This window comes from Oceanicaulis alexandrii DSM 11625 (assembly GCF_000420265.1).
In the GTDB taxonomy this organism is placed as follows: Bacteria; Pseudomonadota; Alphaproteobacteria; order Caulobacterales; family Maricaulaceae; genus Oceanicaulis; species Oceanicaulis alexandrii.
Genome location: NZ_ATUP01000001.1, coordinates 471446 through 483257 on the forward strand (window position 1 = coordinate 471446; position 11812 = coordinate 483257).

The window sequence follows — 11812 nt, forward strand, 5'->3', positions numbered from 1 at the left end:
GCCCACTAACGCTCCCGATCAAACCCATCATCTCGCGGGCGATCTCGCCCTGGCTTGGGCTCATTGAGTTGTACTCGCGCTTCTGACCAACCGCGCTGCAACGCAGACCGGCTATCGTCGGCAGGCCGTTCACGCCCGCCCTCGGGCGGTGATGGCTGCCTGTCGGGCGCTTTGTTGTCTTGCAGATAGCGTGTGAGTGAATTGCGAGCCTTCTCGCGCTCCGCCTCCCGTCCCTGTAGTGCGGCTTGATAGGGCTCATTTTCAGATGCGTGACGCAACTCGATAGCCTTAAGGGCATCCGCACGCTCACGCCGAACATCCAGCAGCTCGGCCGCATACCGCTTATTGACGAGCTCGGTTTGAAGCTGTGCCTCCGCTCGCAGCTTGGCGTCATTGGCCTGTCGCTCTGCGGTGTGCCGATCACCGATAGCCTTGAGCTCAGCTTCTTGTATGCGGCGCGTTTTGCCAGTCAGGTCGATGTAGCGCATGAGCCGCGCCGACCAGCGCTTTTGTTCTGCTCGAGCTGCGTTCATCTCTAGCTGATGGCGCTGGGCCAGTTCGGCGGTTCGCCTGCGCTCAGCGACCCGCAGACTTTCCTGCACGAAGTCTGCCTCGGAGCTGTGGCGCGATTTCACATCCTCCCGGCGGGCGCGGAACTTGGCCGCAGCTTCGTCGCGCTCATAGCTCTGGCGCCGGAACTGGTTTTGATAGTGGGCGGCAAGCGCCAGATCCTTTTTGCGCTGGTCCTTTTCGAGAAGGGCAGTGAGACGGGTCTTGTCAACCTTGGAGCGAGCTGCGCGCTCCAGATTGAGATCAATGATTTCAGCATTGCGCTCTCGGCGCGTGCGGCCCCGGTCAATATCTTCGTAGGGCGTATCCTCACGATACTGCGTGCGCCGCCACGACCGCTCTTTCACGGGCTTGGAGTGGGGGCGGTATTTGTTTGTTTCGACATACTGACCAGCAGGTCCGAGATGGATCTGCGGGGTGCGGTCGATGCCCTGATCTTCCAAAGAGCGCCGGTCGATGCGTTCTTCGTGCCCAGCCCGCTCAAGGGCTTCATTGGCGATCTCCTCCCAGAGCTCGCGCACATAGGCACAGGGCGCATCGCCGGGGCGGCCGGCGGCTTTCCAGTCCCGCGCCGAGTCCGAAAGCCGGACAACGCGCTTGCCAGTTTCGCGGTCGCGATCACGCACGAGCATGTGGAAGTGAGGGTTATGCTCATCTTCCCCGCACTGGTGGATAGCGGCGTACCACGGCACGCGACCTTCGCTGAGACGCTTGCCAAAGGCCTGCACCAGAGCCGCCCTCTCCTCATGCGATAATTCCACGGGCAGCGCGCCGCGCAATTTGTCCGCAACGCGGGCGTTTGCGCGATCAGCGCGCTCACCACGATCCACGAAGTTCCGCGCATCTGTCGGATCGTACGGAATGCCACCACCGGCAAATAGCTCGGGCTCGGCGCTCTCTCGCGCAATATATTTGATGTAAGCCCCAGCGGTTCCGGAGCGGTGCGTAGTTTTCCCGATGCTGGAGATATTGAGTGAATAGATGGCCATTCAGCTCTCCAGCAATTTTAGGGCTGAAGAGGTTAAGAGAAAAAGAACATATAGTGAACAAATAAATGCGAGCGCATACCAATGTGTGATGTCAGACATATGGAGAATTGAAGCGGTCACCATCGCGTCTCCCGTGTCAGTCGAACACTTACGCGTGCTGGCCTGCTACAGAGACTCAGGACAAGGGTAACAGCACGCACGCCGCATAAAGCGGCGTTCGCTTGCAGGGCCGAGTTCGTTTCAAAGAAACGGCTGAGGCCTGCGAGCACCGGCCATGAGCCGGTTCACGGCGATCCGTACACGGATCGCCTAGCGCACGGGTTTGCTTGCAAACCCAAAAGTGCGCCCTCCACATTTTAAGAGTAGGTTAACGCTACGGCATGGACCGTTTTAACGCCAGATGACCCGCTTGAATTTTAAACGCGACGGACCGTTTTGAGTGCGGTGTGTTGCAGGTATAGCGCTAAGCGCCATAGAGGCGTCCAGAACGCATGTCGGCTATAAGGCCGGACTGTTCATCGCCAAGATGTACTGCAGGCGAGGATCCGATGCTCGGTATGAGCTCTTTGAGCTCGTCCGTGCTTCGACTTGCAATGAACGCCGTATGGCTGGCTGAAGCAAATTCCGCATTCGTGAAGCTGGGCGCGCCAGTTTCCCGGCCGATCAAAACTCGGTCGGATGAAACCGGAAGAGCCACCGATACCATCTGTTTGTAGTCTGTGCCCATATAAGCGCTGACGCGCCCGCTAGCTTCACGGGCAACGGCCACGCAATCGGGAAGGATTGCACCTGCATCGTCATCAGGCGGCTCTAGCGCCCAATCCAGCTCTGCTAGTCGCTCGACGTGTTTTGGTGGGGCAGGTTGGGTGGATAAGATCTTACCTATCCGGTCACGCATAGTAGGTTTGATCTTGGATGGGATATCCTCGAATGCCTTCGCAAACTCACGCCCCTCATCGTTGATTTGAGCATTCATGCCTCCGCTCGCCATTTTGAGCGCCATTTGCTGGGCTAGCGCTCTCACCATGTCTTGAACAGGTTGGGGCATATCCCGCAGCTCAGTCGTGGCGATCATTTTCTCAACCTGCTCGCGTGCCGCGTCCATGATGAGTTCGGTCGCTTTATCGGTGCCAATTCCCAGCATGGTTGTTAGCTGCCCGCTTCCCACCATTTCGCCCATAGCATCGAACATTTCAGTGGCTGCACCGCCAAACGAGTCTCGGACAAATGCTGTTCGAACCGAGAGATGGGTCACGAGCGTTCCAGCACGCTCGCCATCGACGAAGGAGCCGATTTCCGCTTCGCGGAGCTCCGTCAGCCATGGATGGATGATAGCTTCGAACTGAGTGACTTTCTGATCGACGGTTTCATCCTCCGGATGCTGGGGCAAATCGGAGTAGAAGTAATTCGATGCGCCGTAGCCGGCAGTTCCTGTTTTGAAGTTCTTGCCGTCAGCACGATAGACCCAGACCGGGGCCTTAGCGCCCTCACCGTCGGTAAAGCCGCGTTGAAGATGCTGAGAAATGTAGTGTTGAAGTTTGCACGCCATGGATGAATCTTAGATCAGCGTGCGATTGAAAGTGCAATTTCTGAAAACGAAAATTTGCGGTTTGCGCTTGCGCGCAAACCGCTTTGTCGAGCTTTAATAAAGAAAGCTACGCTTGGTTTTTTGTATAGCTCGCCAATGTCTTATGGCAGCTTCTATGTCGAGCCAGCAGATCACCATCTGTGTCACTTGGTGAAACGTCGTGAACGGGTCGCTGAGTCCAAGAAGTGGGATCGATATCCCGTTTCAGTGATCGACAAGGCCTCTTTATCGAAAGCTTTGATTTCAATCGTAAGCGTATCTGGGCTTGTAGCAGAGCCGGATAGTCCGGCCCTGCCACTCAATCTCGGCATTTTCGCCGATTGCATCGACAGCCATTACGCCACCTCTTCAAGAGGCAGTCCTGACTGCTCGGAGATCTCGGCTTCGACGGGCTTCAGCAAGATCAAGCCGGACCGCAGGTCGTCTGGGACGAGGTTGAGCCGCAGGATGAGCCCTTTGCTTTCGTCATCTCGGGGCCAAGCGGCTCCGATTTCGACAGGGAAGCCAATTTCTTGGCGACCGTTTCGCTCAGTGCCGGTATATGGCGCAAAGCACAGGCGATAGGCGGGATAGTTCTTTTTGGTTTCGGTAGTCATGGTCGTTTCCTTTCCAGTTGTTGGTGGACCGCTTCACGCGATCCGATGGAAAGGCGGCCGGCGAGCCACAGCGGAGCCGCGCATGCCCCACACGGGCATGGAGCGGGCCGGGCATTGCGCGCCCGAAGGGTCTGCGCCGCTGTGGTTCGCCAGACTTAGACAGATGGATGTGTTGAAGCGGGCATTCCGACTTGGAAAGGGTAGCGAATACCGAATAACAGAGTGGCGCACCGATAGAAGCCAGCCTTAGCTAGCCCCGACCGAGCACCGAACCGGCTCACCCAGCGTGCCCGACTCAAGCCGTCGACTTTGTCCAAACATCGAAAGCGAGGTGCACCACGCTTTGCAAACTCGTGTCGAGATCACACTGCATCAGAACCTGATTTTTTGCGCTCAGGGAAATCAACTTGTCTGCAGTTAGGGGGCTGTTTTGAGTGAGCCAGTCAAATCTGGCCCATGTATAGGCATGTTGCCGAAACCGAACGCGTTCACCCTCTTCGAGCACGATCAATCGATCAAATAACTCGAACTGATCGCCAAATTGCAGGTCCTGAAACGGTTGCTTCATCGGGAAAGGATACCACAACCCTTGTAAGCAATTCAATTTTTAGGACTTATCTCGATCCGCCCCTTTGTCGCGGCCACCTTTTTCGGGTTCACCGCCGGCATCTTTTTGAATGTCCCATTCTTCCTTCAAGCGCTGCAGCTCGCGCCGCTGCTGCTCAGCAAATCCTTCCTCGATTTCCTCGCGCACTTCCCGATGAACATCCTGCTCAAGCTGGCCGCCCGGAGTATAGTCCAAGGTCAAATGCGGATTGGTTCTATCAAGCTCTTGCCGATAGTCGCGCTCATGAACTTCTTTTGGAACGGGCTCATCGGCCACCCGATTAAACTCGGGCGTGATGGGCCCCACGCCATCAAGACCGTCATTTCCATCGTCACACATGGCCGCACCTCTGAAAGCCGCTTTGGCCCTCATTTTGCGCAGATCCCTCTACTGCACAAGGTGACGCACTAGGCATCTTCGACGGCGTCGTGTATACGCTGGTGCAGACGCCGCGGCACATGCATTTTGTATATGCTTGAAAGAATCGGCCGAGCGGTGTGCGGAAGAACATCATGTGAGGCGCAATAGCGACACGATGGCCGTCAAAGAACTGCGTTCCAATGTCTTCGTTTGTGACAGCGTGCTGATTCAGCACTATCTGACCCTGATGAAGGACGCTCGCTGTCCGAATGCGCAATTCCGACAACTAACGACTGAGATCACGCGCCTCCTGATTTATGAGGCGTTGGACACAATTACGATTCCAGCCCACTTCGTTTCCGCCACGGATACTCGCGGCACAGATTATGAAGGCCTTTTTCTCGACACGTCAGATTTTGTCCTTATCGGCGTAGTCAGGTCAGGCATGCCCATGGCTGCGGCTGCACACTCAATACTTCCCGACGCCGAGCTCGGCACTGTTGGCTACAATGCCACACACGTGGAAAATCCAATTTTCTTCGAGGCCTCCCCCAAGCTGATTGGGAAATTCGCATTCATCTTCGATCCAGCGCTTGCAACAGGCCAGACCGCGTTGAATGTCGCCCGACTGCTAAAGGGCAGCTACGACGGGAACTACAACCAAATGGCAGTCATCACCCTTAGCGCCCAAGAAGAAGCACTGGAGCTACTGGCACAAGAAGCTCCCGACCTTCCCATAATCACAGCCACAACTCGAAAAGAAACCTACGAAGGCGGCAAACCCAGCGCTGGACTAGGCGACTTTCAATCCCGGCTATACGGAAATAGATATCGCGAAGGGTACATTTTATGAGCAAGGACAATACAATAAAGCAGGCCAAAATTCGCGGAGTTAGAAGCCTTAGCGAAGAAGACATGAACCGCGATCAATATGGCCAAGCCGTTTTATATTATTTTGATAAGAACAAATGCTCAGAAATAAGTAGACTAAGTACACGAGGTTATGTTAATCGTGCAATTCCAGATAATATTATATTTGGAAGAGTTAATTACAGAGAAAACTATTTTTCAATGAATGCAAGCGGATTAAGAGTAACAGATATATTTGATGTTTCGTGTGAATTTTCAAATGAAGACCGAGAGCTATTCGGCTTTAGAAAGAAACCCGAACTGCTAGAGCGCATCGACCGTGCCGCAGAGGCCTGCGGAATGTCTCGAGCCGTCTTTATGAGGGTTGCGGTGCACGACGCTGTCGCGAACGACGATATCGTCCCAGCCTCTAGCGGCAAGAAATCTCAAAGGAGCCAGTCCGTAGCCCTCTTGAAGAGCGACCTCGAGCGATTGGAACAGGCAGCAAAACAGGCCGGCACCATGAAAACCAAGTGCTTCTTCCACGCCATGGAAAGGGCCATCGAGAAAGTCGAAGCCGAGCTCTCCGGAATACATCACCGCCCCAGCCTAGCTCACGGAGTTAAGTGAACCTTTTGCGAAGAGACAAAAAGCATCTTTGCAAATGTAAGTTTATGCTCCATGTTAACCTTATACAGGTTGACGGATTTTGCGCGCCTGTTCGACGAAGGGAATGGGTCGCATTGGCGCTTGGAAGATAAGCCAAACTGTTGGCAGATAGCGTTCAAGGCCCAACCCACAACGTGGGGAGTGCTGGGCATTGGATACCACCATCACCGTCGCACAGGCTTTTTCGTGGGGCCTGACAATCGCTGGCCCGCTCGCGGTGTTTGTAGGCACCGGGTTTGCCCTGAGCATTACCGCAAACGAGCACATTAATATTGTTCCGAAAATTTCCGCTTGGCTGCTGGCCCCGGTATTCGGGCTGCTGCTCGGAAGCGTGCTCGCGTCCGCCATTGCGCCAAACTGGGGGCTCTTTGGTGTCGCATGGTTTTTTGGAATTGGCTGGACACTGACATTCATGTTCGCCGCCATCTGCGGTCACGATGACACGCTGTACCTCCTCGGGCGTTTTTGGAACGAGACCCTCTTTCCCTACCTCAAGCGACAGTTTCGGCGTCGTCACAATTCACAATGCTGGCGAAACGATCATGGCCGAAACAACGTCCGCTACTCGCTGTTTGACGATGACAACGATCTGGACGGAGGTGCGGCATGATTTTGCGCAACTTCAGTCGTCGGCTCGGGCACCAGATGGGTGCAAACCGGACAGCCACGCGAGTCCACCGAGACTCGAAGAAGGCCAATCGGGCACTGAAACGAGTCGAAACATCAGGCGTTCACGATCACGGACGACTGGCGTGTGAGGATGACCTTTTCAAGGCAGGCTTACTGACCCGGACGAGAGACGCGGTGCCTGTTCTTGCGTTTCAAAACCAGCCGATCTGGGACAGTACCGACTGGCCAATTCACATCACTGCTCCGCCGGGAAGCATGAAGGGCATGGCGCTGCTGTTTCCCATGATGGCAAGCTGGCCACACTCCCTGTTTGCGATTGATGTCGGGTGTGAGGCCATTCGCGCGCTGACTCCCATGCTTCTCAAGCGGGGCACACGTGTCATCTCGATCGCGCCGAGCGGCAAGCATGGTTTCCCCGCTATGGGTTGGGATCTCCTGAGACCATTTGTCGAAGCTGTGCAGGAAAACCGAGAGGATCGCGCCCTCGGGCTGGCACGACGCATCGCAAATATCATTCTTCCGCATTTGCCGGGAGATCGGAATGAGTGGATCCGACTGGGTGGCGTCGAGCTCATCATCATGTGCTTGTTTCATCTCGCCGACAATGACCCTGAAGAATGCACGCTGTCCAACCTTTGGATTCTCCTGACCACCGCACCGAAGAAGGTGCTGGAAATGGCAGGCGACAACGCACGGCGCCCGATTGTGCTGCGTCGCGCCCTGAAGTTCGTGAACGAGTACAATGTCGAAGCCCACAAGCAGTTGTTCTGGAAATTCGAAACTGCTGCAGATGCGCTCAACCTGCTAGAGCCGGAAAGCGTTTTCGCCTCCATTACCTCGCGCGATGACTTCCGTCCGTCTGAGGCGAAATCCGGAAAGCAACCCGTCGCGATCTTCCTTGCCCTGACCGGCGCGGAAATGGAGGCGGCTGGCCCGATCATCTCCATCATGATCAGCTTGCTATTGGAAGAGCTTGCAGAAGCGGAAGGGGATCGCCCCGTTCTGTGCGTTCTGGATGAACTCGCGCAATTGCCGCGAACCGAGACCGTGATGAAGACGGTTCGGGTCTACCGGAAACGCCGGATGAAGTGTGTGACCGTGGCCCAGTCCCGGAAAACGCTGGATCAGAAATGGGGCGAAGGAGCCGCTAGCGAGCTTGAGGCGAATGCCGGCATCAACGTTTGGATGGACCCAGAGCATCAAGTCGCCGGGGAATTGGAGCGTAAGTCCGGCACCAAAACGGCGCTCGGCCATGGCGTGCAAACCGGAGAGCGCGCCTCGAACGCATTACCTGAACACCAAGTCAGTAACTTGCCGTTCGCGGTGGTGTCGAACATGCCAGCCGACCAAGCCATCCTCGAAGTGAGGGGCCTGCCGGGGCTTATCGTGGCCGACAGGACGCCGTGGTGGAACATCAGCCCCCTCAATGTCGAAATTTCAGACGCGTATCGGGATGATCACTTTCAGTTCGACCCGGGCCTCCTGATGGATCAGAGCGAGGCTCTGGCGATGTTTGGCTTGAGCCCTGAGTTCACCCGACAGGACGTTTATGACCGCGCTGCGCTGCTTCAGGGCCGCTTTTCGGCCGACCTTATCGCGCGCGCTACCGACCTTCTTATCCAATCAACGCAGCAGCGCTAGGAGCGTATCGCACAACGACGGAGAGCAAGATGACTGACAAGGCAATTAGCGGAACCACATGGCAAGAAGACCCGATCTCCAAAGGAGAGAAAGCCCAATACAAGCTTCTCAAATGGACGGCACCCATCATTGTCGGACTGGCAGTCATTTCAGGTGTCTTTTCAGGCGTCGGCGTCATCTACATGCAAGAGCAGCTTACCCCATTCATAATCTTGATGGGCATTGGGCTTGGTGGGGTTGTGGCCCTCATCGTGTCGACCGCGGCGACGTCGTTCCTGAGCATGGCCGAGTTCGCGCTGACGGGGCTTGGCAAGATCGTTCTCGGGATAGCGATTTTAATAACTCTCGCGATAACTCTTGCGATCAGCACCACCACGAACATGGTGTTCCTGCTCGACACGCCATCGAGAACGATGGAGCGAGAGCAGATAAGCCAAGGCGGTATGCTTTTGTTGGAGCAATCTGCCGCCATCGGCAGCCAGCTCGACTCCATCCACCGAACGCTTGAGCAAAATCAAGACTACTTCCTCGACTTACAGCTTCGAGAGGTAGCTGGCACCAATAGTCGGGGTGGAGACGAGGGACCGATTTCAAATCACTATGGGATAGCAGCGGCGCTTTTCACCCCGGGGCTCGAGTCGGTGCAGCAGGCTCGGCGCCAATTTGACGAGTTGGACGCCGAGGCGGAAGAACTCGTGGACCGTCTCATCGAAACCACTCGCGATGAGACGACGAACCAAGCAGCCTATGCCGCAGTGGTTCAAGACTTGCGGGGTACCATCCGTCGGATGGCCGCTCTTGAGCCTGACGCTATTGCTCGGAGTTCAGCAATGCGCATTAGAACGAATGTTCAGACTCCTGTAGACCTGCCAGCTTATGGTGGTCCGCTTGTCGCTGCCACGCAAGAACGCCTGCCCGCAATTGCCAGAGAACTCGACAGCTTGGCAGACAGTTTCGAAGGTATCGAGTTACCCGAGCTAGCAGTAAGAAGCCCGGTAGACCGAGTGTTTTCCGCTGCGCCTCACTACAAGCAACTAGTCGCAATGGCCATTGGTCTCGACATGCTGCCTTTCCTGATTTTCCTGTTCCGGTTGCCGGCGATGCTCGCCATTCAGGACGAAATCCGCAGGAAGAAAGAACAGGAAATGGCTCTGGCCAATGCCGGCGCTCCGGATGGGTCAATCACCATCAGAGAAGTTGAACGGGCGTTTCTCTCAGTCTTCGCTAGCGCGCGAACCATTGAGACGCTCATGGAAAACCACGACCCAATGGACAAGCGGCTTTACGACCTCCTTGGGCCTCAGCTTTCGAAGTTCATTTCTGCGTCAAACGAAGCCCAGCGGACCGCCCGTAGCGACGACGACAACAACAGCGAACGGGAGGCAGGGTGATGTCAGGATACTACAACCGCAATGACGATGACCATCGGAAACGTCCGTCACGCCGAAGGCTGGCCATCCTTGCCATTCCCGGCCTCGTGCTGGAAGGGATATTCCGATCCATCAGATGGCTATTTACCAGCGCAGATGGCCGAAAATCGTTGGTCACCGGCTTTCGATGGAGCCCGTTTGCTTTCGCTTTGCTTTTCGCTTGGCAGGTGTTCTCCATGCTCAACTTGCAGGCTCGTGAGGCTGAAGAGCAGGCCGCAGAACAACCACCTGCTCAGCCACCTACTGTCGAAAGTGACCAGCCGATCCTCTATGAACAAGGCTTGCAAAGTCTTGGGGGGGGCGATGACCGGGTTCCGCTCTCGGCGCTGGCCAGCGTGTACAATCTGGATGATGGCACGCTGGAACATCGGCTTGCAGCACTGGGGAGCGTTCACACCACTTCCGGTCGATGCACGGGGTCAGTTCTTGGCCGCTCGGACTTCGTCATCACCGCTGCCCACTGCCTAGAGGGTGTATCAGCGGAGGAGGTTCACTTCTTCAGTGTGGCTTGCAATGCCTCATATACGGTGGACCGGATATACGTGTCGCCACGCTATAGCTTAAGCAGGATCGCTTTCGACTATGCGTTTATCGATTTGGCTGAACCCGTCTGCGATATGGTCGAGCCATTCCAAGCGATCACGCTCACAGATGACGCGGTCCGCCAGCTTCAGCAACAACAGTATCCATTGCTATCGTTGAGCGTCTTCTCGTTCGATGAGACAGCTCGACACGAGGAGTTTCCGCAGGCTCGGCGCCAATCACTTCTTCGCTGGCAAAGGCTGACTGGCTTCGGGGTGTTCTGCCGCTTTGCTGTACGGAATGACCTCACGGGGACCGATCAAGAGGCCGTGCTGTACCGCACGGAAGGCTGCGACACATTTCCGGGAAATTCGGGCGGCCCTCTTCTCGTCAGCCTCGACGGCGGACGTAATTACCGCGTGATCGCAACTCTGTTCGGCTGCGGCAGCGTCGATTGCTTTCCGCGGATCAAAGGGCCTTTTGCAGCGGACCTAGAGAGGTATTACGAAAGTTGGGCTTAGGGCTCTATAAGTCGAACTATTTAATCCTAACATTTCTCGAAAATACTCACAGAAATTAGGCGACTAATGTCCGCATTATTTTGAAGTGATAATAGCGCCGATGCAATGCTCATCTCCATGGAGCGAGTTTCAATCACGAAGGACATTGTAGAAGAGCTTAAACGCCTACAGATGGAGAGTGGCGTTGGTCCCGGTGCCTTGCTGCGCGGTCAGAAGGACGTCCCAAAGGGCTTAAACTCAGGTACGATTTTCGGTTGGAAACGACAAACCGTCAAAACGGCCAGACGGGATCAACTGGAATGGGTTCTAAAGCGCTGGCGCGAAGTAACGCCCGTTGTATCTGTGACGCCAGAGCTGATCAAAGAGATCGAGGCTCAACTGAGGCGAACGGGCATCACACCACGCGCACTCATTGCCCGCATTGATCCGCCACTGGACAAGTTGCGCCCGGAGTTGGTTACGCGCTGGGTCAAGGGGACGACAAAAACGGCACGCCAGGATCATCTGGATGCTGTGCTGGATGCGCTTCGGGTCGCCCCTGATGCACGCCCGCGAGAGAAACGCGCCTATATCGGACGAGACAAGTTTCAACGGCGGTTGGAATTTGATGACGCCTTGCGCATCGCTTTGGAGGTCGAACGAGAGCGGACAGGCATTCAGGCGTCTGAGATGCTCAAATACTTTTACCGAGGCAAAGTCCCAAAGGGGCTGAATGCGGGGATGATATCAGCCTGGATCAACAATGATCCTCAAACCGTTCCAGCAGAGCTCTATGAGTGGACGGTTGCTGCATGGAGAGCGCTTCCAGATGCCGATAAAGATAGATAAATTTTTATTAAA

Annotated in this window: 11 protein-coding genes; 7 read left to right on the plus strand and 4 right to left on the minus strand. The window is 55.6% G+C overall.

The window, feature by feature from the left end:
• Positions 1-5: 5 nt before the first annotated feature.
• From G405_RS16310 to G405_RS0102375, 4 genes are all read right to left on the minus strand, one after another.
• Entirely contained in the window at positions 6-1559 is a 1554-nt protein-coding gene (locus G405_RS16310; RefSeq protein ID WP_022699889.1) for a MobA/MobL family protein, read from the minus strand.
• A 463-nt stretch (positions 1560-2022) separates the two neighbouring features.
• Positions 2023-3108: a DUF4238 domain-containing protein gene (locus G405_RS0102355; RefSeq protein ID WP_022699890.1), complete on the minus strand. Its 1086-nt coding sequence runs from the start codon at positions 3106-3108 to the stop codon at positions 2023-2025.
• Between the two features lie 374 nt (positions 3109-3482).
• Entirely contained in the window at positions 3483-3743 is a 261-nt protein-coding gene (locus G405_RS0102365; protein WP_022699892.1) for a hypothetical protein, read from the minus strand.
• A 607-nt stretch (positions 3744-4350) separates the two neighbouring features.
• Positions 4351-4689 carry a hypothetical protein gene (locus G405_RS0102375; RefSeq protein ID WP_022699894.1) on the minus strand — a complete coding sequence of 113 codons (339 nt, stop codon included), beginning with the start codon at positions 4687-4689 and terminating at the stop codon, positions 4351-4353.
• A 196-nt stretch (positions 4690-4885) separates the two neighbouring features.
• Between G405_RS0102375 and G405_RS0102380 the strand changes: the two genes are divergently transcribed.
• From G405_RS0102380 to G405_RS0102410, 7 genes are all read left to right on the plus strand, one after another.
• Positions 4886-5563, plus strand: coding sequence for a uracil phosphoribosyltransferase (locus G405_RS0102380; protein WP_022699895.1), 678 nt, complete (start codon positions 4886-4888; stop codon positions 5561-5563).
• Positions 5560-6189 carry a ribbon-helix-helix domain-containing protein gene (locus G405_RS16735; RefSeq protein ID WP_084683387.1) on the plus strand — a complete coding sequence of 210 codons (630 nt, stop codon included), beginning with the start codon at positions 5560-5562 and terminating at the stop codon, positions 6187-6189. Before G405_RS0102380 ends, G405_RS16735 begins: the two co-directional genes overlap by 4 nt.
• A gap of 190 nt (positions 6190-6379) precedes the next feature.
• Positions 6380-6838 (plus strand): hypothetical protein, encoded by a 459-nt coding sequence (locus tag G405_RS16315; protein WP_022699897.1) that lies wholly within the window; start codon positions 6380-6382, stop codon positions 6836-6838.
• Positions 6835-8499 carry a type IV secretory system conjugative DNA transfer family protein gene (locus tag G405_RS0102395; RefSeq protein ID WP_084683388.1) on the plus strand — a complete coding sequence of 555 codons (1665 nt, stop codon included), beginning with the start codon at positions 6835-6837 and terminating at the stop codon, positions 8497-8499. The genes G405_RS16315 and G405_RS0102395 overlap by 4 nt, the downstream gene beginning before the upstream one ends.
• A 29-nt stretch (positions 8500-8528) precedes the next feature.
• Complete coding sequence (locus tag G405_RS0102400) at positions 8529-9890, plus strand: hypothetical protein (protein WP_022699899.1); 1362 nt, start codon at positions 8529-8531, stop codon at positions 9888-9890.
• A complete protein-coding gene (locus tag G405_RS0102405) occupies positions 9890-10972 on the plus strand; it encodes a trypsin-like serine peptidase (RefSeq protein WP_022699900.1) in 1083 nt (360 codons plus the stop codon). The genes G405_RS0102400 and G405_RS0102405 overlap by 1 nt, the downstream gene beginning before the upstream one ends.
• 105 nt (positions 10973-11077) lie before the next feature.
• Positions 11078-11800 carry a hypothetical protein gene (locus G405_RS0102410; protein WP_022699901.1) on the plus strand — a complete coding sequence of 241 codons (723 nt, stop codon included), beginning with the start codon at positions 11078-11080 and terminating at the stop codon, positions 11798-11800.
• Positions 11801-11812: the final 12 nt, after the last annotated feature.